Origin of the sequence: Embleya sp. NPDC059237 (assembly GCF_042754105.1) — a bacterium.
Lineage (GTDB): Bacteria > Actinomycetota > Actinomycetes > Streptomycetales > Streptomycetaceae > Embleya.
The window spans coordinates 48,662-74,797 of the sequence record NZ_JBHZAE010000028.1 but is presented as its reverse complement, the minus strand read 5'-3'; the positions used below and the strand labels follow the sequence as shown (position 1 = coordinate 74,797).

At 71.0% G+C, this 26,136-nt stretch carries 26 protein-coding genes and 1 pseudogene; 9 read left to right on the top strand and 18 right to left on the bottom strand.

Annotated features, from left to right (window positions below; genetic code table 11):
* Window positions 1–313: 313 nt before the first annotated feature.
* The 6 genes from ACFXKZ_RS48700 to ACFXKZ_RS48675 form a co-directional block, all read right to left on the bottom strand.
* The gene (locus ACFXKZ_RS48700; RefSeq protein WP_380013642.1) at window positions 314–1,396 is read right to left on the bottom strand and encodes a barstar family protein; all 1,083 of its coding nucleotides are present in this window, start codon (window positions 1,394–1,396) and stop codon (window positions 314–316) included.
* Window positions 1,397–1,872: 476 nt separating this feature from the next.
* Window positions 1,873–2,241 (bottom strand): hypothetical protein, encoded by a 369-nt coding sequence (locus tag ACFXKZ_RS48695; protein WP_380013639.1) that lies wholly within the window; start codon window positions 2,239–2,241, stop codon window positions 1,873–1,875.
* Window positions 2,242–2,401: 160 nt separating this feature from the next.
* Window positions 2,402–2,842: a hypothetical protein gene (locus ACFXKZ_RS48690; protein WP_380013636.1), complete on the bottom strand. Its 441-nt coding sequence runs from the start codon at window positions 2,840–2,842 to the stop codon at window positions 2,402–2,404.
* A gap of 204 nt (window positions 2,843–3,046) precedes the next feature.
* On the bottom strand, window positions 3,047–3,298 hold the full coding sequence (locus ACFXKZ_RS48685) for a hypothetical protein (RefSeq protein ID WP_380013633.1): 252 nt from the start codon (window positions 3,296–3,298) through the stop codon (window positions 3,047–3,049).
* On the bottom strand, window positions 3,295–3,603 hold the full coding sequence (locus tag ACFXKZ_RS48680; RefSeq protein WP_380013630.1) for a hypothetical protein: 309 nt from the start codon (window positions 3,601–3,603) through the stop codon (window positions 3,295–3,297). Before ACFXKZ_RS48680 ends, ACFXKZ_RS48685 begins: the two co-directional genes overlap by 4 nt.
* A gap of 342 nt (window positions 3,604–3,945) precedes the next feature.
* Window positions 3,946–4,677, bottom strand: coding sequence for a hypothetical protein (locus tag ACFXKZ_RS48675; protein ID WP_380013627.1), 732 nt, complete (start codon window positions 4,675–4,677; stop codon window positions 3,946–3,948).
* 160 nt (window positions 4,678–4,837) lie between these two features.
* Between ACFXKZ_RS48675 and ACFXKZ_RS48670 the strand changes: the two genes are divergently transcribed.
* The 4 genes from ACFXKZ_RS48670 (at window position 4,838) to ACFXKZ_RS48655 (ending at window position 9,093) form a co-directional block, all read left to right on the top strand.
* A complete protein-coding gene (locus tag ACFXKZ_RS48670; RefSeq protein WP_380013624.1) occupies window positions 4,838–5,737 on the top strand; it encodes a nucleotidyltransferase domain-containing protein in 900 nt (299 codons plus the stop codon).
* Window positions 5,738–6,654: 917 nt separating this feature from the next.
* Window positions 6,655–7,299, top strand: a complete 645-nt coding sequence (locus ACFXKZ_RS48665) for a restriction endonuclease (protein ID WP_380013621.1) — start codon at window positions 6,655–6,657, stop codon at window positions 7,297–7,299.
* A 519-nt stretch (window positions 7,300–7,818) separates the two neighbouring features.
* Window positions 7,819–8,055: a DUF397 domain-containing protein gene (locus ACFXKZ_RS48660; protein ID WP_380013618.1), complete on the top strand. Its 237-nt coding sequence runs from the start codon at window positions 7,819–7,821 to the stop codon at window positions 8,053–8,055.
* Between the two features lie 192 nt (window positions 8,056–8,247).
* Entirely contained in the window at window positions 8,248–9,093 is an 846-nt protein-coding gene (locus tag ACFXKZ_RS48655) for a helix-turn-helix domain-containing protein (RefSeq protein ID WP_380013615.1), read from the top strand.
* 664 nt (window positions 9,094–9,757) lie between these two features.
* Here the strand turns inward: ACFXKZ_RS48655 and ACFXKZ_RS48650 are convergent.
* The 3 genes from ACFXKZ_RS48650 to ACFXKZ_RS48640 form a co-directional block, all read right to left on the bottom strand.
* Window positions 9,758–10,261: a DUF4265 domain-containing protein gene (locus ACFXKZ_RS48650; RefSeq protein ID WP_380013612.1), complete on the bottom strand. Its 504-nt coding sequence runs from the start codon at window positions 10,259–10,261 to the stop codon at window positions 9,758–9,760.
* Window positions 10,262–10,543: 282 nt separating this feature from the next.
* Window positions 10,544–10,993 (bottom strand): hypothetical protein, encoded by a 450-nt coding sequence (locus ACFXKZ_RS48645; RefSeq protein ID WP_380013609.1) that lies wholly within the window; start codon window positions 10,991–10,993, stop codon window positions 10,544–10,546.
* A gap of 261 nt (window positions 10,994–11,254) precedes the next feature.
* Complete coding sequence (locus ACFXKZ_RS48640; protein ID WP_380013606.1) at window positions 11,255–12,070, bottom strand: SAM-dependent methyltransferase; 816 nt, start codon at window positions 12,068–12,070, stop codon at window positions 11,255–11,257.
* Window positions 12,071–12,443: 373 nt separating this feature from the next.
* On the opposite strand from ACFXKZ_RS48640, the gene ACFXKZ_RS48635 reads away from it, so the two are divergent.
* Window positions 12,444–13,796: a tetratricopeptide repeat protein gene (locus tag ACFXKZ_RS48635; RefSeq protein ID WP_380013603.1), complete on the top strand. Its 1,353-nt coding sequence runs from the start codon at window positions 12,444–12,446 to the stop codon at window positions 13,794–13,796.
* A gap of 245 nt (window positions 13,797–14,041) precedes the next feature.
* On the opposite strand, the gene ACFXKZ_RS48630 is transcribed toward ACFXKZ_RS48635, so the two are convergent.
* Window positions 14,042–14,428, bottom strand: a complete 387-nt coding sequence (locus tag ACFXKZ_RS48630; RefSeq protein WP_380013600.1) for a hypothetical protein — start codon at window positions 14,426–14,428, stop codon at window positions 14,042–14,044.
* Between the two features lie 149 nt (window positions 14,429–14,577).
* On the opposite strand from ACFXKZ_RS48630, the gene ACFXKZ_RS48625 reads away from it, so the two are divergent.
* Together ACFXKZ_RS48625 and ACFXKZ_RS48620 are read left to right on the top strand one after the other, a co-directional pair.
* On the top strand, window positions 14,578–14,970 hold the full coding sequence (locus tag ACFXKZ_RS48625; RefSeq protein WP_380013597.1) for a hypothetical protein: 393 nt from the start codon (window positions 14,578–14,580) through the stop codon (window positions 14,968–14,970).
* Window positions 14,971–15,000: 30 nt separating this feature from the next.
* Window positions 15,001–15,132: pseudogene (locus tag ACFXKZ_RS48620) on the top strand (IS5/IS1182 family transposase); the annotation flags it as partial.
* Between the two features lie 84 nt (window positions 15,133–15,216).
* Here ACFXKZ_RS48620 and ACFXKZ_RS48615 read toward each other — a convergent pair.
* The 4 genes from ACFXKZ_RS48615 to ACFXKZ_RS48600 form a co-directional block, all read right to left on the bottom strand.
* A complete protein-coding gene (locus ACFXKZ_RS48615) occupies window positions 15,217–16,392 on the bottom strand; it encodes a hypothetical protein (protein ID WP_380013594.1) in 1,176 nt (391 codons plus the stop codon).
* A gap of 101 nt (window positions 16,393–16,493) precedes the next feature.
* The gene (locus ACFXKZ_RS48610; RefSeq protein WP_380013591.1) at window positions 16,494–16,991 is read right to left on the bottom strand and encodes a sigma factor-like helix-turn-helix DNA-binding protein; all 498 of its coding nucleotides are present in this window, start codon (window positions 16,989–16,991) and stop codon (window positions 16,494–16,496) included.
* Window positions 16,992–17,025: 34 nt separating this feature from the next.
* Complete coding sequence (locus tag ACFXKZ_RS48605) at window positions 17,026–18,039, bottom strand: hypothetical protein (RefSeq protein ID WP_380013588.1); 1,014 nt, start codon at window positions 18,037–18,039, stop codon at window positions 17,026–17,028.
* A gap of 130 nt (window positions 18,040–18,169) precedes the next feature.
* Complete coding sequence (locus ACFXKZ_RS48600; protein ID WP_380013585.1) at window positions 18,170–18,439, bottom strand: hypothetical protein; 270 nt, start codon at window positions 18,437–18,439, stop codon at window positions 18,170–18,172.
* 1,111 nt (window positions 18,440–19,550) lie between these two features.
* Between ACFXKZ_RS48600 and ACFXKZ_RS48595 the strand changes: the two genes are divergently transcribed.
* Together ACFXKZ_RS48595 and ACFXKZ_RS48590 are read left to right on the top strand one after the other, a co-directional pair.
* Complete coding sequence (locus ACFXKZ_RS48595) at window positions 19,551–20,513, top strand: class I SAM-dependent methyltransferase (RefSeq protein ID WP_380013582.1); 963 nt, start codon at window positions 19,551–19,553, stop codon at window positions 20,511–20,513.
* Window positions 20,510–21,013: an oxidoreductase gene (locus ACFXKZ_RS48590; RefSeq protein ID WP_380013579.1), complete on the top strand. Its 504-nt coding sequence runs from the start codon at window positions 20,510–20,512 to the stop codon at window positions 21,011–21,013. The genes ACFXKZ_RS48595 and ACFXKZ_RS48590 overlap by 4 nt, the downstream gene beginning before the upstream one ends.
* Before the next feature lie 73 nt (window positions 21,014–21,086).
* On the opposite strand, the gene ACFXKZ_RS48585 is transcribed toward ACFXKZ_RS48590, so the two are convergent.
* The 4 genes from ACFXKZ_RS48585 to ACFXKZ_RS48570 all read right to left on the bottom strand — a co-directional run bounded on the left by ACFXKZ_RS48585 (window position 21,087) and on the right by ACFXKZ_RS48570 (window position 26,095).
* Window positions 21,087–22,394 carry a ricin-type beta-trefoil lectin domain protein gene (locus ACFXKZ_RS48585; protein ID WP_380013576.1) on the bottom strand — a complete coding sequence of 436 codons (1,308 nt, stop codon included), beginning with the start codon at window positions 22,392–22,394 and terminating at the stop codon, window positions 21,087–21,089.
* A 153-nt stretch (window positions 22,395–22,547) separates the two neighbouring features.
* Window positions 22,548–23,279 carry a hypothetical protein gene (locus tag ACFXKZ_RS48580; protein WP_380013573.1) on the bottom strand — a complete coding sequence of 244 codons (732 nt, stop codon included), beginning with the start codon at window positions 23,277–23,279 and terminating at the stop codon, window positions 22,548–22,550.
* 1,092 nt (window positions 23,280–24,371) lie between these two features.
* Window positions 24,372–25,193 (bottom strand): DUF4253 domain-containing protein, encoded by an 822-nt coding sequence (locus tag ACFXKZ_RS48575; RefSeq protein ID WP_380013570.1) that lies wholly within the window; start codon window positions 25,191–25,193, stop codon window positions 24,372–24,374.
* A 269-nt stretch (window positions 25,194–25,462) separates the two neighbouring features.
* Window positions 25,463–26,095 carry a DUF6368 family protein gene (locus ACFXKZ_RS48570; RefSeq protein ID WP_380013567.1) on the bottom strand — a complete coding sequence of 211 codons (633 nt, stop codon included), beginning with the start codon at window positions 26,093–26,095 and terminating at the stop codon, window positions 25,463–25,465.
* Between the last annotated feature and the right edge of the window lie 41 nt (window positions 26,096–26,136).

Genomic DNA, 26,136 nt, shown 5'->3' with positions numbered 1-26,136 from the left:
CCACACATACTCGCCTCGTGGCGTGTCGTGCGGGCTGTGCCTCGCGCGGGTCGACGGGGAAAGGCTTCGGCTGCGGCAACGCGCGGTCGGAGCCTTTCTCGTTCGTCGCACGAGCGACCCGGTGGAGGGGAAGGACCGTCTTCGGCGGCAATATCATCGAGACCGGCAGCGGCTCCTGGCGCTGCCCCTGGACGCGACGTTGGCGGCTGGTCCGTCGGCAGCCGCATCGACTCCGCGCGGCACCGGCTCGGGGACCGCGCCGTGTCGACGAACGTTCGTTCCGTTGGCGCCTGCCGCATCCGGCAGGTGCTGTTCACGCCAGGGTGACGTGCATGCCGCCGGCGGCCAGGACATCGAGAACCTCGGCGAAGAAGTCGTACGGCCGCCCGTCGGGTGACAGGGCGTGGGACAGGTGCGTGCGCGCCGTGGCTGCGTCTCGCCAGAGCAGGGTCGCGGGGCGGGTGTAGCCGAAGGTGCCCCCCAGGCAATCGCGGAGGGCTTGCGGGTCGCCGCCGAAGTAGCCGCCGGGGCCGTTCACCGCCTCCCCGAGCGCCAGGTAGAGACCCTGCTCATCCGTGGCGTGGCGGCCGTCGATTTCGTAGGCGTGTCCGGCAGGCCGGTCGCTGTGGCGACGGATGCAGGCCCGGTGCCGGACCAGGTCGAACCAGGCCTCGCGGAGCCGTGTGTCGAGGCCGGCCCAGGTGTTCGGAGTGTGCGGCGACCCGCCGAACCACTCCTCCCACACCGGCCTGGCATGCTCGGGAACCAGCGTGTGGTACCGGGCCAGTTCCAGGTCGATCAGGTCGGCCCCGCGCGCGGAAGGCCGCCAGGCTTGGACGGTCGTCCACAGTGTGGGCGCCGCGAGCAGCTCACCCCGGTCGTCACGGATCTCCAGCAGGACTTCGTCCAGGTCTCGGGCCAGGCGCGTACCCTTCGCGAGCACCGCGCGCAGCTCGTCGGTCGGGGCGAGGCCGCGCAGCACCAGCGGCGGTAGCGGCCGTTCCGACCTCGGGACGCGGGCGAACTCGCGGCAGGAGCCCAACCATCGGGACTCGTCGTGCACGCGGACGGTCCCGCGGTGTCCTTCGGGCGGGCCCATGTGGTCGTCCACGCCCGTCAGCACCAGAGTGTCCGCGCTTGGCCCGTGGTCCACCAACGCCGCATCGTCCAGGCGCCAGGCGTCGAGCGCGTCGTCGTCCGGCACCAGCCACACCCGGCTGCCGATCCAGCCCCGCGGCCCGGAGCCGTCCGAGGCCCAGCCGAACAGCTCGTACGTCGCCGGCCCGGGATCGGTGAACAACCCCTCCACAACAGAGCACACACCCAGCAGATGACCGTGCTCGGTCTCCACAAGGGTGTACCGGGGGCGACTTCGATGATCCGTTCCCTCGTTCACGAAGAAATGATGCCCGACCCGCCGTTGCGGCGCACCGGGCGCGTTCTCGCTCATCGCCACGGCCGTCGAGGCCGGACTCGTGGGCATGCACGCCCACGAATCGGCGTCACCGACTCCTGCGCTCCTTCCGTCCACCCGGAGCCCGGCCGGCGACTTCGCCGAGACGGGCGCAACGAGCCCGACGCGTTGAGGGGTCGGATCCGTGTCTCGGACGGCCGCGTATCCGCAGGGCGATCGCGTCCGGGTGGTTCGGATGAATCGCCCGCCGCGGCGGGGGTGTTGCCGAAGGCTGAGCGGGCGCTGTTCGCGGGGTCCACACATTCGCCTCGCGGCGTGGTGTGCGGGCCGTGCTCCCGCCGGCGGGCGACGCGGAACGGCCCCGGTACCGCCCCCTTTTTCGGGGTGCGGTTCGGGGCCGTTCCCGTGCGTCGCGCGGACCCCCGGAGGAGGGGAGGACCGGTTGCCCGCGGACGGGTTCAGGTCGACTCGCCGCGCCGGATCCGGTCCGCGATGGTCTCGATCTGCCGGTCGAACAACAGGTCCATCGTCTCCAGGAGTTGCGGGTCGATGTCGGGACGCAGCAGGCCCGGGACCAGGTCGTTGAGGCCGACGTGTCGGCCGGGGGTGTGGAGGCCTTCGAGGCGTTCGAGGACGAAGGCGTCCATGTTGGTGTTCAGGGTGCGGTTGACCGCTGCGAGTGCGGGGTCGAGCGGGGCGTGGAGGGCGGGTTCGAGGCGGCGGTACATCGCGCGGTGTTCCTCGTCGGAGCGCGCGGCGGCCTCCTCGGTCATCACGGCCCGGCAGGTGACGCCTTCGTCGTTGGTGAATTCCCGGATCACCCACATCGTGTGGCCTCCCAAGATCAACGGACCGGGAACGGTACTCCGCCCCCGCGCCGAGTGGAAGGGGCTGACGGGAATCCACCGGGTCGGTACCGAACTCGGGCACTGCCGTCGAAGGAGCGACAAAGGGGCGTTCGAGGCGCAGCCGGGCAAGCCCCCTGGGTCAGGAGCGGTCTCGGATGCGGTCCAGGTCCGCGTCGAGGACGGCGAGGTCCGGGTGGTGCCGTAGCTCCTGTTCCCGTGCCCAGTCCTGGAGGTCGGCCTTGTGCGCGGCCCGTACGATGTCAACGGCGGTGTCGGTGAGGATCGCGATCAGCTCCGCGTGGGAGTCGCTCAGGCCGCGGTAGCGGTTCGCGGGGGCGAAGGAGGATGCGGCCTCGGCGGGGAGAGTGGAGCCGGCCGCGGCGAGCCCGTCGACCAGCCACCGCCGAAACGGTGTGTCCTGGGTGCTCCAGGCCGGGTCGTAGTCCTCGAACCCGGGATCGGGATCGTCGAGATCACCGGCCAACCAGCGCCGGAGCGAATCCCCGGCGCTCCCGGCCGGGTCGTGATCGTCGTCATCGTCGTGATCGGGGGCATCGGAGGCGGAACCGAGGGCGGCCATGGTCGAAGCTACCCCGCGCCCGCAGTGGCGTACGCGGGATACACCCGAACGAGTGACACCCCGACCGGGACCGTACGACGCGCGGTGTTCGGGCGCCCGGCACGGTCCGAAGGCGAGCGTCTGGGTGACGCCCCGTCAGGAGCGTTTGAACCAGCGGCGTTTGGCCCGGAGCTGGGGTGAGCCGCCGTCGGCGCGGGATTCGGGTCAGCGAGCCACGAGTTGCACGACGGTGACCAGGAGAGCCGCGGGGGTCACCTGATACGTGATGATGGCGACGCCCGCGACGTGGGTGATGCGGTGGTCCCGGCTGTTGCCTCTGGGGTAGGGCTTGGAGTCGGCGCCGTAGGGGTCGGACGCGACGACGGACATGCCCGCCTCGAAGGCGGCTCGCGTCTTGGGCGCCATGCCCTGGATCTCGATGCGTACGCGATCGGTGTACTGCACCGTGTAGCTCATTCGCCGACCCTGCCGGACCATCCGGTTCCGGTGTCGGTGAACACCTCGTCGGCGGTGTGGAGCGGCCCCAGGGTTCCGGCGTCGGCGGCCAGCAGATCGGCGTGCACTCGGGGGTCGGCGCCCATGACGGCGATCCCCCACCACAGGAACACGAGGTTGTCCACGTCGCCGATCGCGGTGTCCGCGAGTTCCCGCTCGAACTGCTCACGCAGGTCGGGGCCGAAGCCGTCAAGGGCCCGGCGGACCGCGCGAATCGTTCGCGGCAGCTCCGGCGGTGCGGGCGAGTGGTCGGCCTGGGCACCCATCGTGGTTATCCCCCTCCGGGACGGATCCGGACTCCCACGCTACCCGCAACGGGGGCGGCGGTCACCGGCGCGTGAGGGAGCGCTCCGTGCGAACGATCGCCCGCGGGAGGCAACCGGGGAACCACGCCGCGGCCCGGCGGAACCCATCGTCGCCATCATGGCTTCGCTCCCGGCGTGGACCACACGTGATCGCGGAGCCGCTCGTCTTGATCGTCTTCTGTCACCACCCCGCCCCGAACGGGCGGTACCCGCCGCCTCGACGCCCTCGACCGCAGTCGAGAGCGGCGAGGCGGCCCGATGCTGGGTACCGCCGGATGTGTTCATCGCACCCTCGTGCGGTGTTCAGCGGTCCTCGGGCGGGGTCATGCGGGTGCGGAGCAAGGTGGCGCGGGTAAGTTCGGTGCCGGCGGGGTGTTTCCGGTTGTCGTTCGCCAGTGCGGTCGCGGCGGCGGAAGCAGCCCCGGAGTCGTCGGTGTGGACCAGGCGCACGGTGCCGACGTCGGTGTGCCAATCCGTCGTCGGGCCTCGTGGGGTGCTGTGGGCGCCGGCCCAGCGGCCCGGCGCGGGGTCGGCGGGTGCGGGGCGCAGCAGGAGGGCGCCGCGGTGGGCGAAGTCGCGGTCGTGGGCGGCCCATCGGTAGACCTCGCCGGCGTCCCACACGGGGTCGTCGTCCTCGTCGAACCGGCTCCGCATCGGCGGAGGGTGTTTCACCGCCGCGGGGAAGTCCTCGCGTCGGATCACCCGCCGCAGTCCGAACGTGTTGACCCCCAGGAGTTCGCGGAGCTGCGTCCTGGTGAGGTGTGTGTCGACTCCCATGGCTGGAACTCCCTGTGTCCGCTCCGTCACGACCGGTCCAGGCCAGTCGACCACCCGACTGCCCCGGCCCGCCCGGTGGTTCGCGAAGCCGCGCGACGACGGCGCGGCGGAATGCGTCCGCAGCCCGACGATGTAGCGGTCGTGCTCCTCCACGCGGCCGGACACGACGGAGTCGGCGAGTGTGCGCCGGGCTTCGAGGAGCATGGCGACCGCGTCCTGCCATTCTTCGGCTGTGCGGTCGCCGTGATCCCGCGACATCCACGGTGGCCCCCATGATCGGCGCGGTACCGGCGCGTGTCGGCCATCCGCCTGCGGGTGGGCGGGTCGGGACGGCGAATCCGACGGGTCGAAGCCCCGGCGACGGTCCGAGGGCGGACGCCGACGCACCTACACTGGTGCCGATGCGAGGAAGACGAACGTGAAGCGTGCGCGGGCCGTCGAACTGGTCGAACGGATGCTCGGCCGGCTCGACGCGGACCAAACCTGGCCGATCGGCCTGGTGCAACAGGTCTGGGTCTTCGGGAGCTTCGCCCGGGGCGCCTGCGAGCCGCACGACGTCGACGTGGCCGTGCGTTTCGAACGCGACGAGCAGATGCGGCAGGCGGTCGTCGAAGCGATCCTCTCCGGCCGCGCCAACCCCTACGCCCCGCTGCGCCACGCGCTCGCCGGGACATCGCGCGGGTTGCACTTCCAGTTCGAGGACCACGCGCGGGAACGACTCCGGGTCGAAGGCACGGCCATGCTGTCGCTGTGGCAACGCGGCGACACGCTCGCGCAGGCCCTGACCGTCCTGCACTCCATCCCCGAGGACCCGGTTGCGGGCCGTGCCGAACGCCACGACATGATCGACGCGTTCACCGGCCTCGACCGTTACATCCCCCGCCCGGTGCGCGCGGAACTGATCGCCTGGCGGCAACGGGGACTCGTCGACATCGCCCGGATCCCGCTCTCGGACGTCCCCCAGGACACCGACCTGCTCGCGGACCCGCACCTGCGATGGGCCGTCGATCGACGCTGGAACGATGACAGCCCACTGCGCCGCGCGGCCCTGGCGGGCCTGTCCCACCTGCTCGTCCTCGGGGCGGACCTCGACGACGTCGACCTGGCCGGCCAACGCCTGCCCACCCTGCGGCGCCTCGCCGGGCACCGGAGTGACGCACGCTGGTGGATCAACTGGAAGTGGCGCGGCTACTCCGGCATCCCCCACCGCGTCCCCCGCGGGAAGGCCTGGCTCGAAGTCGTCCAGCCCACCCGAACCCGACCGTTGACGGCCCTGATGATCCGACCGGGACCACACGCCGTGACCCCACGCAAGTGAGGCCCGGCCCACTCGCCGGATGCCACGATGGTCCATCCGACGTGGACGCCGTGATCGGCGAACGGCTCGACGAACGGTGGATTCCCGTAGGGGAGGAAACGCGCGAAACGCGATGGTGCGCGTCCCTGCGAGGTGATGCGCCGACCACGCGGGCCCGCCCGCACTGTCGATCGCGGCCGGCTCGGCGGCGGACGGCGTAGGGCACGGCCGGCCGAGCACTCGCCGGCTCGGGCCGTGACCGTGCTCTCCAGCAGGGCCAGGGAATAGGTCAGCCGTCCGAGTTTCGACAGATAGGCGTCATCGGGAAACATGCGTGCCATTGTGCGATACGGGTCCGACGTCATCGACGCCGTCGGCCGTGGCACGGGGATTCGTCCGTCCCCACAAGCGCGGGCGTTCGCCCGCTCCGCGCCGGTCCGTTCGCCCCGAGGCGAAGAGTCACGGCCGGCACACGCCGTGCGGCCCGGTCATGGCACTGGGTGTCGCACGTCCGGGGTGAACCTCGCCATGGCCCGCGCAGCGCGGTGCGCTCCGGAATGCCAGGTTCGGTGCCCGGTGGCGTAGCCGAGCAGTTGTGGGTGCGCGCTCTCGCACGCGCATGCGACCAGGTCCAGCCCTTGTGCGATCTCGACCGGAGCTCCCCTCGGATGGGAGAATCTCGTCTTCGAATCGCGTCGGCGTACTCCGCCCGACCGGGCTTCAGGGCCCCGCGTACTCGGGGCGCTCGCCCCATGCTGGTTCCGCGCCGTCTTCGCGACGTGACCGGGCCGAATCTGCGAGCCCGCACGCCGACGGCGCGCCTTTCGTCGGACAACCGGTGCCGCGCCGTCACGGACACCCCCGCCCCTGCCTTCGTGGGCCCGCGCGCTGCGCCGTCGTGACCTCCCGCCCGAAACCGCCCGAGAGGAACCGAGACCTTGAGCAAGAGAAAGAAGAAGCAGGACCTGACGGTCGGCGAACTCCTCACCGTCACCTGGGGGTTCGCGTGCCTGATGTCGACCGGTGCCACGCAGGCGCTGGGAGTTTCGAGGGTCGCCTCCTACTGGGTCGCGGCGCTGCTGTTCGTGACCGGCGTCGTCCTGTTCGTGCTGCGCCGCGTCGCGTCGGGACGCTCCCCGCTCCGCGGGTACGGGTCGTCGTCGCGCCGGTCGACGGCGGTCTCGCTCGCCGGGGTGGACGCCATGAGCGGTCGGGAGTTCGAGCATCTGGTGGCGGATCTGTGCCGGCGGGACGGGTGTTCGCGGGTACGGGTCTCGGGAGGCGCGGGCGACCTGGGGGCGGACGTGGTCGGCTTACTCCCCGACGGACGGCGGTTCGTGGTGCAGTGCAAACGCTTCTCGGTCACGTCCAAGGTCGGCTCGCCGGACATGCAGCGCTTCCTCGGCACGGGCCGGCACGTCCACGGCGCCCAGGTCCTGATCTTCGCGACCTCCTCCCTGTTCACCACCCCGGCACGCAACCTCGGCGTCGCCCAATCCGTGGTCCTGATCGACCGCGACCGTCTCGGGGCGTGGTTGTCGGGACGCTCCGCCCTCTCGTTCGTCGGGGCCGCCCGCCGTTGACCCCGGCTGCCCGACGACGCCCACGATGCCCGCGACCTCCTGCGGAAGCATCTGCCGGCGCACTCGGGGCGCGGCCCGGACCGCCGTCCCTGTGGCGTCCGAGCCGCGCCCGCCCCGGCGGTCCGTTAGGTGCCGGGGGCACAGCATGCCCCCCAGGGCGCAGTCGACGCCCGGCACCAAACGAGCCGCTCCCTTGATCACCCGCGGCGCGGGCACAACCGGGAGGCGGTGCCGCTCGTTGCCATGCCGTGAGTCGGCGCGCGTATGAACACAGCCTCGGCGCCTACTACCTGGTTCCGGCCCCCGCGGCCCGGAGCCCTGTGCCGAACGGAGAAGGCCACGACGGGGAAAGCGTGGCCGGGTACTGAACCGTCACTCGTTCGTGGGACTTCGCGGTCCCGGTCGGCCAACTAGCATGAGGAAATCGGCTCGTGCAAATGCATACGGCATTGCACGAGCGACCGCGCGACCGTGTAGGGGGCGTGCGGATCTCCGGTGGGTGGGAAAGCGGTGATCAACGTGCGGGAAGGTACGAACGGCGCGCCGGCGGGAACGCTGGGCGTCTCCGAATGGATGCGGAGCGCGGCGAGTTCGGCCACGGGGCAGTGCGTGGAGCTGGGCGTGACGTCGGAGGGTGCGGTCGCGGTGCGCAATTCGCGGGATCCGCACGGACCGGCGCTGGTGTACACGAAGACGGAGATCGCGATGTTCGTCGCGGGCGCCAAGAACGGGGAATTCGACCGGCTGATCGCATAGTTCGCGCAAAGTCGCGGTGTGATGATGCGATCGGCGGACGGGGGTGTGCGCCTGCGGAATACTGACGCGCATCCCCCTTTTCTTCTTCCTTCGTTCGTGTGGAGTCGCCGCGTGACGTTGTCCTCCGACGCCGTCGGGAACTTATCCTCCGATCGCGCCCCGCAGTCGGTACCCGACCGGCCGTCGGCCGCGATGAAGGTCCTCGGATCGATGCTGCGGGACCTGCGCACGGAACGAGGCGTGGGACTGCAGACCGCCGCCGAGGTGGTGCGCGGGTCGCGGTCGAAGATCTCCCGCCTGGAACGCGGCGAGAGCCCGCCCAAACATCACGACGTCATGGACCTGTTGCGCGCCTACGGCGTACGCGAGCCCGCGACACTGGCCACGGTCGAGGACCTGCTGCGCAAGTCGGACGAGAAGCCCTGGTGGCATCGCTACGCCGACGTCACCCCCGGGTGGCTGCGCCGGCTGATCAGCCTGGAGGAGTCCGCGACACGGATCAGCACCTGGGAGGTCCACGTCGTCCCCGGCCTGCTCCAGACCCCCGCCTACGCCCGCGCCGTCATCGCCGGCGGCCTTCCCGACGCCGAACCCCACGAGATCGACCAACGCGTCGCGCTGCGCCGGGGCCGTCAGGAGGTCCTGGGCAACGGGCAGCGCACCGAGATGCTGATCGCCCTGATGGACGAGAGTGTCCTTCAACGCCCGGTGGGTGGGGCGCGGGTGATGGCCGATCAGATGGGGTTCCTGCTCGAGGCGATCGAACGCCGGTGGGTGCAGGTGCGGATCGTGCGGTTCGCCAGCGCGACGGACCTGACGCCGCCGTCGTCGATGACGCTGTTGCGGTTTCCCCACGGGGGCCCGCAGGAGATGGTGTACCTCGAACACGTCGAGGCCGCCACCTACATCAGCCGCTCCCGCGACGTGGAGCGCTACCGCGCACTTCTCGAACGGCTCTATCTCGCTGCGGAGTCGCGCAGCCGCAGCAAGGAGATGATCATCACCGCCCACGAGCACTACCGTGCCCAAACGGCCTGACGTCCCCGGGACGGCGACGATGTGCGTGGTGTCGTGGCGGTCCTGGGGTTGGGCAGGAGGCCACGTCGGCGGCCCTGCTGGTGAGGCGTGTCGGCCGGTTGTGGTCACCGTCGCGGATCGTCGCCGGGAAAAAAGGTCGAGTGCGCCGTGCACCGGGTCGGTTCGTGGGCTGCGGGCGCCCCGGGGCTCGGCGAGGAATTGCCGGTGATGCGCCGCGGCCATCTGCCCCGTCTCCTCGACGACACGTGGTCGCCGAACCAGATGTCGATCGTGGGCGTTCCGGCGCGATCGACCTCCGCGCGGTTCGACGATGGAGTGCCGCCTCCGGCGGGCGCCGTGAAGCGGTGACCGGACGTGATCCGTCCGGGCGAGAACAGACTGGACGCAGCGACGGTGCTCGCCAGGCGCTGTGGCCCAGTGAGCGATCGCGTCGTGGTCTGACTCCGGGTCTTCTCGGTGGGGATGACTGACGCGCTTGGCGACAGCCTCCTCCGCCCCGCCCTCAGGCGCGCCCGGGATCCCGACTTCGAGCGGATCGGAGGGGCCATCTCACACCACGAAGGCGCCGGCGCATACGCGCGAGCCGAAGCCGCTCGAGCGACGCCTCATCGAAGGTCCCGCCGAGCCCTCCCGACACCTGCCGCGTCGTTCGCACCTTCGAGCCCTACGCGTTCCGCCAGGCGTCGTTGACGCAGCCTTCTTCGTAGTGCCACCAGCCGTCCGCCCGACCTTGGGCCAGCAGCGCCTTGATGCCAGTCATGTCCGCGTCGGCCCGCACATCGAAGGCCACCAAAGGGAACTCGTCGCTGAACGCCTCTCCGCCCAGACCGAACGGCGCGAAGCGCTCATGAACGGCGTTCGCGCTGCGCCCGAGCGGACCGTTCGGCACCGGCAGGACGCGAATGGTGCAACCGCCGGACGCCTCGACCCGGCCGACGGCCCAGTGAAGCCCGTCGTCATCGCTCGCGAACCGCACGATGTCGCCTTGGGCAACGCCGTTCTGAAGGAACGGCACGTTCCGGATACGCGCGGTGTCCTCACCGACCCGGACGGCCCAAAGCCCTTCCCGGTCATGCGGCAGCCAACCCTCACGCGGCACGAACCGAAACCACACCTTGATCCGGCGGCATTCCGCCGCCTCGGACTCACCCGACGACGCGACGATCATGGCCGACATGATCACCCACCCACACGCGTCCGGATGACTCCGGGGCTGTTGGGCACCGCAACACAACGCATGGGCGAGACCGGCAACCTCGGCTGGATCGCACACGTCCCGATGCTCACCGCCCCCGACGCGCCAACGAACATGGACGAGTTCACCACCGAGCAGGAGGCGCAGGTCGTTGCCTTCCCCCGGTTGATCGACGAGTTCCTCGCCGAGCGTGAGGCCTCGACTCCGCACGACGCCGGGCTGCTTCCGCTTTCAGGTCGACTGCGCACTGGAGATCTACCAGGCTGGGCGGTTCTCACGCCGTTCCTCTGGGGTCTGCTCGGGCAGGTCCCCGCCCAGGTCGGTCCGCAGCAGCATTCCCGGATCCGGTTCGAACTCATCGTTGGGCGGTGCAGGCTGATGGAATCGCTCGGTGCGTGGAATCGCAACCTCCACCAGCTTCCCGTCCTGGAACATCCACATGCCGAAGCAGTCGTCGTCCTGGTCACGGAGCAGCACCTGCACCGTTGCGGGATAGGGCCACGGTAGCGACTCCAGATGCTTGAGCAGGCCCTTGCGAGCGCGCATCTTCTCGAACTCCAGGGCCCACCCGAACTCATAGCCCCAGTGCCCCGCTATCGGAACGAAGCGGCCGCGCCAGGTGCGTTCCCCGTCGTCCCGAGTCAGCGGTTCCATGACCTCATCCGCCAAGCGGGCAAGCACGATGACCTCGGCATCTCTACTCATGACGGAGTATCACCGCATCCGCACAGTCGGCCGCAACCACATTCGGCAGCCGGAGAACACACCGGGGGAAACGTCAGCTCGTCGAAGTCGAGGGGCAGACCGACGTCGGTACCGACACAACGCTCCTGACGCTCCCGAAGTTGAAAGGTTCGCTTGGACGGATCGGCGGCGGATGTCTCGCGAGACCCCGCGACTCGCTCGTCGGCAACGCGCTGCATCGCAGAGTTCAACGCGATCGGACAGCGGTGCCGCGACGGGATTTCAGGGGATGCGGGCGAGGCCGCCGTATTCGATGAAGTCGCCGCCCTGCAGGACGCGGGGTTCGGTGTCGGGATGCCACTCGGTGACCTCCGTCAGGCCGGGGGGTTCGACGTCCAGGCCCTCGAGGAAGGCGTCGACGGCGGACGGGGACCGCACGGCGCCCCACCGGCCGCCGGTGGCCTCGTCCATGCAGCGGGTAACGGCCTCCCGGGCGCGCGCGTCGTGGCTGACGAGTTGGCACACCAGGACGAAGCTGCCCGGCCGCAGGCGCTCCGCAACGCGGCGCACGATCGCCTTGGGGTCGTCGTGTTCGGGGATGCAGTGGAGTACGGACACGAACAGCGCGGCTACGGGGCGCTCCAGGTCGAGGGTGGCGCGGAGGTCGCGGTGGTCGAGGATGGCGTCGGGCTGGCGCAGGTCCGCGCGCAGGAACCGGGCCGATCCGTCGTTCTCGTCGAGGAGGGTGCGGCCGTGGGCCTCGGCGGTGGGGTCGTTGTCGACGTAGACGACGCGGCAGTCGGGGTGGACGGCCCGGGCAACCTGGTGCACGTTGTCGCGGGTCGGCAGCCCGGAGCCGTGGTCGAGGAACTGCCGGATCCCGTGCTCGCGCGCCAGCACGCGCACCGCGCGCCGCAGGAACGCCCGGTTGTTGAGCGCGAGGGCGCGGATGTCGGGGGCGACGCGCAGGAGTTTCGCGCAGGCGCGGCGGTCGGCGGGGTAGTTGTCGGTGCCGCCGAGGAGGTAGTCGTGCATGCGGGCGACGCTGGGGGTTTTCGTGTCGATCGGGGGTGGGCCGGAATCGTTGTCCTGGTCCATGGTGTCCCCTCGACGTCCGCGCCACTCCCCCGCCAGGGTGACACGCCCCATGCTAGGGAACCGGGCATCCGGTGGTGGGCAACTCCTGTGGGTGAACGAGGATTTCGGGGCCTGTTTGCGCGGCGCCGGCGCGGATTCGGGCGCGCACGGGCGCGTACGGGGCGCGCGGCATCGAGTTCCCGGGTATCGGCGTCGGATCCGACATCGCGGGATGCTCACCACGAGCACCCGTCGTCCGCCGAGATCGGCCCGCTGCCCTGCGGCCCGGGTCGGTGCGGCTCGGACACGGGAGGGTGACCGGTTCGGGGCGACCGGTGCCACGGGTGTCTCGAGGTCCGGTCGGTGTCACAGGCGGGGCCTATGCTGCGCGGCCGTGGACGCTGAAGATCTCGACTCGCGAACCCGGACCCAGTCCGGGTGTATTCCTCCGCATCTGGTCACCCGCCTCCTCGAACTCGGGCACCACGAAATGGTGGAGGCCTGGGCGGCGGACGGGGAGTGGTTCTGCGCGCGCGAGCACGCACGGTCGCTGACCGCGCGGGACGGCCACGCCGAGGCGCTGCGGGTGCTCGACCCCTATGTGGCCACGGGGTGGTGGACGGCGGCCGAGGCGGCGGCCGAGGTGTTGGAGGGGTGGGGGAAGGCCGAGGAGGCGATCGCGCTGGTGCGCCCGCACACGGAGGGCGGGGGTTCGTTGGAACTGGCGTTCTGTGCGCGTCTGCTCGCCCGGCACGCTCGCGCCGACGAGGCGTTCTCGCTGCTCGCTCCCCACGTCGCGGAGTGGATTCCAGCGGCGGCGCTGGTCGAGGTCGCCGCGGTCGCCGGTCGCGACGAGGACGCCGCCGACCTGCTGACCGCCCGCATCCGGGCCCGGTACGACTGCGACCACTGCGGCTCACCCTCGTGCGGCCGCGGCGGCCTCACCCCGTGGAACGCGCTCGAATTACTCGCGGAGATCCGCGAACGCCAGGGCCGGATCGACGACGCCGTCGCCCTCCTGCGCAACCGCGCCACCACGTCGGTCAACAACCGCGACCGGCTCGCCGACCTGCTCGCACGGCACGACCGGTTGGACGAACTGGCCGACTATGCGAGGGTCGAGCACCACGGCCACGCGGCGGCGTGCCTGGTGGAGTGGCTCGAGGAACGCGGCGACGTGGAAGGCGCGATCACGGTACTTCGGAATCGCGTCGACGCGCGGACCGGCTTCTCCCACCCCGACGTGCACCTCGCGCGGTTCCTCGAGCGGCACGGCCGCGTCGACGAGGCGATCACGGTCATGCGCGCACTCGTCGACGACCACTCGGAGGACTGGACCGTGTCCATGCTGTGCACCCTGTACACCGACCACGGCCGCGCCCGGGAAGGCCTGGCCCACCTCGACGACCTCCTTCCGGGGCAGCAGGACTGGGAGTTCTTCCGCAGCCGGATCACGCTGCTGGCCGCGTGCGGGCTGCACGAGGAGGCAATCGCCCAGGCCCGAGCACACCCCGAGGGAGACAGCTCGTACGCGGCGTGGACCATCGCCGAGGTGCTCGCCGACGCCGGCCGGCCCGAGGAAGCCGTCACCGAACTCGAACGACACCCCACCGCCAACTCGGAGGTCCTGGCCCGATATCTGATCGACCTCGGTCGCATCGAGGAAGCCGTGGCGCACCTGCGACGGCCCCGCCCCAGGCCCCTCTGGCCGGCCGCGACCACCGACACGGACACACCCCCGTTCTGAACGCCGGTGCACGGTCACCTCGGGCACGCGATCGTCAAGTCGACGACGTCCTGCCCTCGTTCATGTGCCGATCGAGCCGTGCGTAGGATTCCACCCCCCGGGGCGCCCGGCGGCTGCCAAGGCGCAACGGGGGCTTGGACACTTCGGGCCACAGCGATCGCGTTCCCCCGGAACCATCCGCGGTCGCCGAGGTACGGATGCCGGACCTCGAAGCGCGGTGCGGCACCTGCTCCCCCTCCCACAGGTCAACGGACCACACAGATCACCGGCATCGGCAGGCGCCAGTCTCCCAGGAGGTCGACGAGCAGCCGGCGGGACGATGCGCGGATCTCGATCCATCCCGAGTCGGCGAGCAGGGCCTCGCGAGCCCAACGCTCGGCGTTTTCCCGGCCGCTCATGCCCACGAACAGCACATCGATTCTGCGGAGTTCGGCCGCGACCTCCCCATCGAGGCGCCCTGCCTCCACGAGGCTCGGGACGAGACGATGGGCATGATCGAAGTCCAACGCCAACTCGTCCGTTCCCACGCGATACTCGTCCAGCCAGGCAACCTGGTCGGCGGGATCCGCCGCAAGCGTGGTCAACGACTCGATCAACAGACGCCACAGGAAGGAGACATCGGGATTTCGCACAACCGCATCATCGCACCGGTCCGAGGTCACATTCGGAGTGGAGTTGACTCCCGGCGACGTCGATCGAGCCCGACCAACCGAGCACGTTCATTCGTACGTCGTCGAACAGATGGACCGGTGCGCCGACATCGCAAGACCAAGAGGACACGATGGAGCACTCGCGACACTCTGATTTCACCGAGGACGCTCGGCGGCTGGTCGAGGCAGCGTCGACGACTCCTTGGCCACTAGGGAAAGGCCGGCAGGTCGTTCCTCGGCAAATCCTGCCCGACCTGGCCGATGTCGCAGCCCGTGCCCCGGTCGCCGGCCGGGAGATCGACTACACCCGGACACTGCGCGAAGTTCTCGACGTTCTCGCCACCGAGGACTCCGGTGGCGACCCCGACCTCCATATCCTGGGACTGATGCTCGCGATGACCGGCATCGACCGGGGCGGTCACACCACTCAGGCCGACGCCTGCGAAAACGCCCTTCGATACATGGCCGGCCTTCCCGCATGGCGCGACGTCGACTTCACCTTCGGCCGCAACGACTCTGCTTGACGAGACAGATTCCACACAACACCCTGCGGGGTCGTCGAACGGTCCCTGGCCTGGATCATGCACGCCCGCCGCCACGCCTGCGGCTACGTACGCCTCGTCCAGTACGCCGAGTCCCTGCTGACGCTCGCGGCGATCACCCCGGTGACCCGCCGCCTGACCCGCCGACGCAAGAGCCGCACCCTTGGCCCCTCTGTCGTCCTTCGGCCTCGAGCCGCGTGATGGGCTGGGTCGGGTCGAGGTTGTCCGTCACCGCGGCAGATCGGAGAGTTCCTCACCGATCAGGTCTGGAAGCACGGCCAAGGCCACGATACGGCGGTCTGCGGGTGTGGCGGCGCTGATGGCCGTCTCGCTGTGCCACGCCGCCACCGCGCCGATCGCGTACGTGGCGTCGTCGAGCAGCAGCGCGTCGACGAGTGCGACGACGTCGGCCCGGCGAGTACCTGCGGGGGCATCGAGTTCCGCGAGCCGGTCACCGATCCATGGGGCCGTGTCGGGAACGACGGCGGCCAGGGCGGCGAGCACCAGACGACACGCGTCGGCTTCGTCGTCCCAACGCGCCAACAAGCACGGGATCTCCGCTTCGACGGCCGGCCGCACCGCGCGCTCGCCTACCGACTCGCCGGTCCCCTCGTCCAGGGCGGCTGCCCGGTCGACCAGCGCAACCGCCCTGCACGGCCCGGCCACGGCCGCCCTCAGCAGGTCCATCAGGAAAGCCGCGCGGGCACCGTCCGGCATCGCGACCTCCGCCGCCAGAGCCGCCACGAAGGGCACCGCCTCGGCGGTGACGTCCGAGGCTTGCCCATCCGAGGACATCCACTCGGCCAGCAGGCTCAGGAACTCCCCGGCATCCAAGGAGTCGCCGAACTCTTCGAAGAAGTCCTCGTCGAACAGCCACCCCGCGAACTCCGGCATCGCCGCGACCTCGCCGTACCACCCCATGGCCGCGGCACGTGCGGCGTCGATCAGCGTCGGCGCGGGCCCCGTTCCGCCGCACGTCCACGGCGGGGCCGCCGGTGCCGGCGGCGGTCCGGATGCCGCCACCGGTTCGAGGCTCGGCGGCCGTTCGTGCAGAAGTCCCTCGCGATCGAACCCCTCGAGCATGCCGTCGCGGCGGCCAAAGCCGCCGCCACTGGTGAAGCCCCGGTTCCGGCGTGCGATGTCCTCGGCATCGATGACGGTTCGAGTCGACATCCAATGCTGCTCCTCACGCGTTCTGCCGGCGACCTCCGCAAGCGAGGACACCCGCCACCACCCGTCGGGCACCTCCGCCTCGCCAGGCCCACCCGCGGGCCGGGCCGCGACCAGCAGGTGCCCGTGGTCGGCCAGTTCCCCGGCAGCGGCAGTCGCTGCTGCCGCGGACGGCAGATAGAGACAGTGCTCATGGGCCCAGGCCGGGGCGACCGCGTGTGTGGTGCTGTTCATGGGCCCGGAGCGTAGAACACGGCAACGTCACAGCCGCATCCGGCCGCCGGCGCGATGGCTGGACAGCCGACCAGATCGGCCGACGGATATGACGCAGGCAGTCAGGGGGCCGGGGTGCGTTCGAGGTCGCGGATGGCTGCCGCCGGTAGGGCGCGTTCGGCCATGATCAGGTGCAGGGCGACGGCGGGCACCTCGAGGCCCATCAGGTCGGCGGCGGTGGTCAAGGTCATGCCCAGGCGGTAGTGCAGCACGACGGCGTCGGCCTGGTCGGGTGGCAGGGTCCGGTGCAGCGTGTCCCGGGCGGTCTCCGGCGCCTGGGGCGGGCCGGTGTCGGCGGCGGCGACGGCGGCGTGCAGGACGCGCCAGGCGTGTCCCGCCGGATTGGCGGAGCGCATGATCTCGTCCCAGCACTCGGCGAGTTCGGCGAACGCGTCGTCGACGGCGGTGTCGGCGCGGCGGTCCTCGACGCGGGTGCGGGCGTAGCGGTGGTAGGGGGTGTGGTGGCGTCGGCGGAACGCGACGAACGCGGACGTCGCGGGGCGGCCGGAGACCGTAGGGCTGGTGGGGGGCGGGGTGTCGGCGGGTGGTGGCGCGGTCATGGCGGCGACTCCGTGCGGGTCCGGGTACGGGGCGTCATGGGGTGGGGGTGGGGTCCTCGCGGGTGACGAGCAGGTTCCAGGGCAGGCCGGGTTCGGGGATGGGGGTGTCGAGGTGGGTCAGGACGGCGTAGTCGGCGCTGTTCCAGTGGCGGCGGGTCCATTCGGGGTCGTCGTCCAGGGCGAGGGTGAGGGCCTGGGCTCGGGGCCAGTCGGGGACGAGGGTGCGTTCCAGGACGGCGGCGGTGACGTCCGGGGGCAGGTGGTGGGCCAGGCGGGTGGGGGTGGGGCGGTCGGCGGCGAGCCACAGGGCGCGCAGGTGGCGGGCCAGGGCGTCGGCCGCGGCGAGGCAGTCGCGGGGGGTGTCGGGGCCCACGCGGCGGGACTGGTCCCACAGGCAGAGCAACTCGTCGGGGTCACCGCCGAGTTCCTCGGTGATCACGCGGATCGTCGGCCAGGGCGGGCAGTGGCTGCCGTCCAGGACCGCCTCGACGAACTCCTCGCCCATGCGCGTGACGCGGGCGAGGTCGCGCAGCCCGGCGCGGCCGTCGCGGTACAGGGTGCGCAGCGCCGCCGCCAGGCGCCGGGCGGACCTGGGCGCTGTCACGATCGGGGCGGTGGTGCGGGCGTCGGTGGGTGGGGCGGGGACGACGCCGAGGTCGGTGGGGATGCGCGGGGCCAGCGCCGGCGCGGCCCCGGGCGGTGGGGTCGTGGTGTCGAGGGTGGAGGTGCGGGGGCCGGCGACGCCGTCGGCCAGGCGCAGGGTCTCGTGGTGCAACTGCTCGTAGAGGTGGACGAGTTGCAGGGCGGTGCGGCTCTGGCGGTGCGCGTCGACGAGGGAACGGGCCAGCGCCAGGAGGTCGTCGGCGGGGGTGGGGTCCTCCGCGGTGCGGGGGCTGCGGGCGCGGCGCCCGGCGCGGCGGCGGGCGTTGGCCGCCGAGATCCGGCAACGCTCGGTGCAGTACTTCCTGGGCCGGCCCGCGGTGCCCTGGGGCACGTCGAGCGTGCGCCGGCAGGTCGGACAGGTCACCGCGGGCGGGAGGGCGGACATGGGGGTGGGCTTCTCCGTCCGAATTCGGGAGGACCCCGTTGCCTCGCGTGCCCCGCGAACGGGGCACACGAGGCAACGGGCACGGCGGGTCGAGGGGATCGGGTGCGGCCCTGCGGCGGCACCCGGGGGTTCAGTGGTGGCGGATACGAACCCAGCGGACGGTGGAACGCCCCACGAACGCCGCGCCCGCCACGACCAACCCGACCGTGCCGGAGCGTGTCGCACCGTCGGGAGCAGCAGCCCACCAGAACATGGCGGCGACCGGCACGAGCGACCCGAGACGCAGGTGCACGTCCCACGCGTCGACCCCACGGGTTTCCGGGCCGAGACGGCACGGAATGATATATTCGAGCGGCGCCGCGACTTCACGACGAAATCGCCGGCGCAATGATTCGAGCATCTGCATATCCGTTCGAAATTTCCGGCCCCGGGCGCGTTCACATCGCGCCCGGGGTCTTTTTCATGGGTACGGCTCGGACATTGAATCAGGCCCCACAGGGCGCTCGCCACACATTCGGCGCAACGCCGTGCACCGGGACATACCGACGCCAACTCGTCGAACACTCCCACGACTTCATGACTCCGACAACGAATCCGGCCCGGAATGCAATCGATCCCGGTCGCATTCGATCACTTGGCGCCCGCATCGGGAGCGGAGATCGAGATCGGCGATCGAATTCTTTCCCCAGCGTTTTTCGGGCTCTCGAAAGCCTCGACGGGAATGTCACCCGTTCGAGGGAATATGCAAATGCAGATGCAACGGTCGTCGTTCGGGGTCGCCCCGCCGTCGGGTAGACGCGCGAACTCGGACCCACCGCAACCGGCACGCACCGCGCACAGTGCCGCCCACCCTAATCCCGGCTACCGACACGGAGCCCACCGCAGCGCGTCCGGTGCCGGACAGCGGGCCGCGCACGTCCGCATACGGCTCACCGCCGAGCGACGTCGTCAGGGTCGAGGTCGGGGTAGGGCCGGGCCGGCCACGCAGCCGGCCGTGGAGTGCGGCTTCGCCGATGTGGTCGATCGCGTCCGGGGCAGCGACGCCAACAGCGGCCTCCCGTGTCGGGGATCGTCCGGCGCGGGGTGACGAACCATTCCGGAGTGGCAGCGCGCCATTTCGGGTGAATCCGCGACCGTAAGCGGTGCGGCGTCTCCGGCGTCGGTCGCCTTCCCGACGATCGTGGACCGTGTCGTGGGGTGCTCGTGTGTGGGCCCGAACGCCCATCGACGCCCAGCGGTCGGCCGTCTCCCCCTCGGCGCGCCGACCGCGCCCCCACACGCTCGATTCACCCGCGGGGTCGATCTCGCACGCGTCGTCCTCCATGGGACCGATACCGAACGAGAGGCGAGGTTCGGCCTCGAACATCGCAACCGACCCGGGAACCGCGCGGATCGATGCCCCGGCCGTCGTGAACGCGCCCCGGTCGCGCGAGGCTGCGTCGTACGTGTCCGCCCTATTCCCGAGGCGACTTCGTCGCCCCGTGCGGGGCCGAGCGGCGTATCGTGCTCCGGTGTCCCGTCTCGAGGTGTCCGACCTGATCGTCGACCACGCGCCCGGCTCGCTCGAGCGGGTGCCGGTCGCGCGCGCCGACGTGGTCGCGACGCTGCGTGCCGCGGGTCAGTCTCGAGGGGCACGGATCGCCGCGCGGTTGCCGGTGCTCGACGGGGGCCTGCTCGATCCGGCGTACGTCGACCGGCGCCTGGTCGCCGTGCACACCGAACTCCAGCGCCTGAGCGAGGAACTGCGCATCCCCGAACGTCTCGCCCACCTGCTGGGGCCGCTGCTCACCGCGATCCGCTCCACCCCGGGCGCGCCCGATCGCATCCGCGTCGTCGACGTCGGGTGCGGCCTCGGCCATGTCGTGCGGTGGCTCGCCGCCCACGACGTACTCGGCCCCGACGTCGAGTTGGTCGGCGCCGACCTGCACGCCGCACTGGTCGCCGAGGCGACCCGCCTCGCCCACGACGAACAACTCCCCTGCCGGTTCGTGCGCGCGAACGCCTTCCGGCTCGACACCACCACCCACGAGGCGACCACCGCTGCCGGCGCCGCCGCGCGTGCGGCGACGGTCTACATCTCCACCGGCCTCCTGCACCACTTCCGCGGCCCCGACCTCCACGCCTTCTTCGCCGCCCAGGCCACCCCCGGCACCGTCGCCTTCTGCCACTACGACATCGCCACCACCCGCATCGCCCCCTTCGGCGCCTGGCTCTTCCACCGCGCCCGCATGCGCGACCCCCTCGGACGCCACGACGGCACCGCCTCCGCCCGCCGCGCCCACGACGACACCACCCTCCTGCGCGCCGCCCACGCCGCGCACCCACTCGTACCACTCGTCCACGAACCCACAGGACGCAGCAACCCCCTGTGCACGACACTGCGCCCGATACTCGGCGTACGCCCCGACCTCCTCGCCCCGCTGCGCGCCGCCCTCGGCAAGGACGCCCGCAGGCTCCAGGGGGCGACCGGATGAGCGTGGCGCTGCTGGTCGCCCTCGGCATGATCGACGCCGCGCTGGCCGGCTACCGGGCCTCCAACGGCCGCAACGGCCGCATCCGTCGCCGCGCCGCCGACCTGCGAGCCGCCCGACGCGGCCTGCCGGCGGGCGCGCTGGTACTCGCCGCGAGCACCGCCGTGGCCCTGGCCGTACTCGGCGCGACCGACGACCACGCCGCCCGGTACGCCGAACTCGACGCGGCCGCATGGCGGATGCTCGCCGTCCTGCTGCCCTACGCCGGGATCGTCGCGGCCTCGATGCTCTGCTACCTCGCCGGCTCGTTCCGCCTCGCCACGTTCGCCATCCTCGCCGGACTCGGCCCGCTGACCATGGCGCGACCACTGATCGTCGCGGGCGGCATCGTCGCCGCCGGATGGGGAACACCCGCAGGCGCCGCCGTCGCGGCGACCGCAGGCAGCGGAATCCTCCTCGTGGAGCCGTACGTGCACCGACGCTGGTATCGGACCCCGATATAGGCACATCGCCGGTGATCGCCCATATCGCGCCGGGCGCCGTGGCCGAGGGCCGATCGTGGAGTACGTGCCGAGTTCACGGGGTCGGCATCCAGGACGGCGTGCGCCAGAACGTGTCGCTTGTCGTGGCGCAGGTGTCGAGGCGGAGGCTCTGGCCGTCGTTGCCGTTGCCGTCGGGGAGGGTGACGCAGTACCCGGACACCGGGTGGTAGATCTGCCCGTGGTCGCCTCGTTCCCATCGCTGGCCGGCCGTGTCGTCGCATGTCCGGATCTCCAGCACGGCGCCCTGGGTGGGGGTGGTGGGGTGCAGGCATGTGCCCAGGACGGTGATGTTGCCGTTGACGAAGGTCCATTGTTGGGCGCCGCTGCCGTTGCAGGTGAAGATCTGTACGACGTTGCCGTCGGTGGTGGAGGAGTTGCTGTCGTCCATGCAGCTGCCGGAGGCGGAGTGCACGACCGGTCCGGTGGTGGGAAGGATCCAGCGTTGGTTGTCGTGTGCGGAGCAGTCCTGGAGTTGGAGTTGGGCGCCGATCTGGGGGCTGACTCCCGCGGCGGCGGCGCAGCCGCCCGAGCCGGGGTTGTAGAGGGTCTCGTCGGAGTTGACGACCCAGATCTGGGAGGGTCTGCCGTTGCAGGTGTAGAGCTGGAGTCGGGTGCCGCGGGTGGGGTTGTTGCCGTTGAGGTCGAGGCATTTGCCGAAGGCGCGCAGGGTGTGGTCGCTCGCGCGGGTCCAGTTCTGTCCGGTGCTGTTGTTGCAGGTGTAGAGCTCTATGGGGGTGAGGTCGTCGCTGTTGCCGCCGGTGACGTCCATGCAGTAGTCGCTCCAGCCGTGGACGGGGCCGGCGGCCTCGGTGGCGGTGGGGTCGACGGGGATGGGTACGCTCCAGCGTTGGCCCCCGGCGGACACGCAGGTCTTGATCTGCAGGACGACGCCGATCTGGGGGGTTCCGGGGGCGGTGACGCACAGGCCCGAGTCGGGGTTGGTGATGGTGCCGTCGTGGTTCGCCTTCCATTGTTGGTTGGAGCCGCCGTTGCAGGTGTAGATCTCCAGCGGGGTCCCGTCGGTGGTGTTGTGGTCGGGGATGTCGAGGCATTTGCCGAGGGCCGTGATGGTGCCGGACGAGGCGTCCGGGGTGAGGGTCCAGTTCTGGCCCGCGCCGCTGTTGCAGGTGTAGAGCTCCACGGACGTCCGGTCGGTGGAGCTGCCGCCGGTGACGTCCATGCAGAAGCCGCCCCAACCGCCGATCGTGCCGGTCGCGGTCGGCGGGGCGTCGGCGGTGGCGGGGGCGTCCGCGGACGCCGTCGGGAGGAGGGTGACGGTGGTCATTGTCGCGGCCGTCGCGAACGCCGCGAGTGCGATGGCGAGTTTCCCGGTTCCTTTCATGTCTTCCTTTCGGTCGCGAAGGGCGGGTCGATCGCGCGGGTGGCGCGGCCTGGGGGGTTCGGGACCTGTCGCGGTGCGGCGCTCGTGGCGTGCCGGGTCGGCACGCCCGCGTCCCCGGACGGTGTTCGCCGACGTGCTTGCCGCGGGGGTCGACTACCCGAACGTTCCCGGGTAGTTGGCCTTGACCGCCGCGGTCTCGGCGTCGGTGGGCTTGGACGCCCACGCGCCGTTGCATGGGGGATCGCCGACGACGCCACCCAGCATGACGTCGCAGGCGTCGTTGCCGACGGCGTGGTCGAGGCCGAGGGCGTGGCCGACCTCGTGCAGCACGGCCCACACGAGTTTGTCCTTCGCCATCGGGGGCTCGGTCGTGCCGAGGGGGTTGACCCAACTCTCGTTGATCATGGTGCGATTCAGCCGGATCTTGGCGGTCAGACCCTTGCAGGGATCCTCGCAGGAACCGCCGATCTCTGCGGCGGCTCCCCGGGACCAACCCACGTTGGTGGCGTTCTTCCGGGCCAGCTGTCGCCAGTCGACCAGTTCGATCGTGATCGCCCGGGTCCGGGTGTACGGGGGGTTGAGGTCCCTTTGGGTCCCGGTCGTATCGAACAGGGTCGTCCCGCCGGTCAGTGCCCGGCTCCAGGTGTCGAGCGCGGTACCGATCGCGTCCCTGGTCTTGGAGTCGGTCTCGTTCGTGATCTCGTCCGAGATGTTCACCGTGAAGCGCGGGCTCGTCGAGTCCGGATCCAGGGGGATCCTCGACGAGGCCCAGGGCTCCGGGTTGGGGTCGGCCGGGGCGGAAGCGGTCACGGCCAGCTGCACCACAATCGTGGTGGCCAGGGCCGCGGCCGTCAGGGACAGCAGACGTCGGGCTGTCGTGGTCATCGTCTCTCCTCGTCGAGGAATGAGCGCGAGCGAACCGGTGATGGACGTGCATGGACGGCGTGAACGTGCCTGGACATGCGTGGGGACAGGCCGGCACGAACAAGCGGGATGGTGGACTCCCGTCCCCGGGAGTGGGTGGACCCGCTCGCCCCGGACCGTCGTCGCGGGGCCGGTGGCATGCCGGGAAGTCCCGCCGAGAGTACGCCGGTTCACGCGCGTTGCGCAGTGCCGTGTCGATCCCCACCCGGCGCGCGGGCGTGCCCGATCGCGCCGCACCCCCTCCCCGACCGGCGGGCCCGCGATGCGGGTCTCCCATCCCACCGGTCCGTTGACAGCTCCTGCACCGTAGAGGCGTCCGCGGCACCGCCACCAGAACAGTTCCGGACAACCGCCGCCGACTCCGACGGGCGCCCGGCCCCGGCCCACGCCCCCGCACGGGAGCCGCGCCGCGCGAACTCCTCGGTGCCGACGCCCTCGACGAGCCGCGCGGGCTCGGCTGCCCGGCCGGCTACCGGTACTCCTCCGAACCCGCCTGCTGTGACGCGCCGTTGGGGTATCGGGCGAGACGCACACACCGGCCCCATGGCGGCGCCGCCGCCCGTCGGAGGCGGGCCTGGTGTCTTGTTTCGGTGCCTGGACGGTGGGCGAAGTGCGGTGGAGAATGGCGCGGATGCCTACGGGGGTGGTGTCGGTGCCGCGGGGCGAGAAACCGTTGGATGCCGAGGAGGGTCCGGTGTCGGCGTCGCAGCGAAGCCGCGTTTGTTGCGGGAGAAGGCAGGTGGTCCGACCTATCGGGTGTCGGCCGAGCGGGCGCACTATTCGGTGGCCACGTTTGCCAGCGCGGCATCGGGCCGGAGGTTGCCGAGTCTGCCGGTGACGCCGGCGTATGTACGGGCCTGCGTCGGCGACGTACGTGATTGGGAGCAGCGCTGGCACACCGTCGCCGCTGAGGTGGCCGTGGCGCACGCGCGGTCGCCACCAGATACGACAAGACCCCCGAGAGCTACCTCGCCGGCCTCCACCTCCGCGCCGCGATGATCTGGGTCAAAGCCCTCAGCCGGAACACTCATTGATCACGACTGGATACACGCCCTAGTCCCACCAGAATGACCAGCGTCGTGCGTTCACCAGGGTGTCCGCGTAGTGGCGGATGGTCCGAGTCCTGCGGGTGCCCTGCCAGATGTTGTCAGGGCAGAAGGCGTAGTGCTCCGCGGCGACACCGAGTGCCTCATCAGTGGACCGGGGCGGTGCGGAGACTGCCAACTCCAGCTGGTCGAATGACAGGGCGACGAGTCGGGCACCGAAGCGCTCTTCCCACGAACGCAGGACTGCGGCGAAAACAGCGACGTCGTTGTCGTGGTTGAGGGAGCCCGTCCAGCCGATCGCGGTAAGGATGTCGGCGCTGCGCCGCGCGTCGACCAGACCACCTCGGGGTTCCACGAACCACTGGCTGTCGAGCAGGTCGTCGACGAGCTCGGCCGCGGCGCTGTCCGGGTCGGTGGTGGGTGCGGTCGTGGGAGCCGGCCCCGGCCAGGTGGTGGTGAAGGGGGCGATGGTCTTGTCGTTGGCTCGGACCAGGTCGGCGGGATCGTCGGCGTCGGGCATGCAGGCGTCCCAGAGCCTGCTCAGAAGGTCGTCGGGGTCGTGGTCGCCGGGGGCGGACGCGAGGCTGTGATCGAGTTCGCTGCTCCAGTCTCCCCAGAACACGACGGGTTGGAGCCCGGTCGCCTGTGCGGCGGCTTCCAAGCACGCCCAGATCCCGGCACCGACGACGTCGTCGGTGCGCCAGAGAAACGGCGGACGAGGTCCCTCGAGGGTTCGGTCCACGACTGTTCCCGGTGGCAGGTCGAGTCCGAACGACCGGCCTGTCGGGTCGCCTGCCAGGACTGCCAGCGGGTCGTGGTGCGTCGTCATGCGCGGACCCTAGTGCGGGCCACTGTCAGTGCACCCACCAGCCCTCTGGAGCGTTGAGACCACGCCCATCAGGGGTCTTGGTCCCCTTCCGGTCCGTTGCCCGCGCGTTCGGCCTGGGCCCGCGTCTGGGCGAGGCGGTAGGAGTCGGTACACGTCGATGGCGTCGAGACGGACGTCGCGCCCGGCGCACCGTGTCGACATCGTTCACCCGGGTCGGCCGCCGCCGTGATCCCAGATCACAGCGCCCATCCGCAGCGGATCCGCCCGAGCTACTTGACCAGCCGGAAGGCGGGGCGCCCAACCCAGGCCCGCAGGAACTCCGCCGTTCCCAGCACCATCCCGTCGTCGTCCGCGATCCCCCGCACTCCCGGAAGGCCGGCGACGACCGACGCCTGCCCATGCAGCAGCTCGGCTTTGGCCACACCCCCGATGACGTCCATGACGGCGGCGGTCAGCAGGGCCGCGGTGACGTGGTCGATCCCGCGATCGCAGCCGGCGCTGACATTGACGGCATGGGTCGGCCTGAAGCCGAGGACGGCCTCCACCTCGGGCTCGTCCGCGTGCTCGGCCCCGAAGACGCTCTCGTCGCCGACACCCGGCCCCATCACGTGGACCAGGAAGGGCCGACGCCGGTCCTCCCGCCGCGGATTGAATCCCACCAGGGCCGTGGGCTCCCCGTCCGCGAAGTGGTCGCCGAGGCGTGGAAGCGGGAACGGCTTTCGCCGGTCCTCCTCTCGCCTGTCCTCGACGCCCAGTCGCTCCGCGGGCACGTTGACGTCGAAGAACCCGAGCCGCTTCTCGTCGAAGTGGGAGGAGAGCCCCACCATCAAGGCGCGGAACTCGCGCAGCGCGACCGGGGAGAGCGGCTCCGCCAACTCGATCACCAATGTCGGACCGGACATGCCGGGAGTTCAGTTTGATCGGGCTCTGCGGCCGCCGAGGT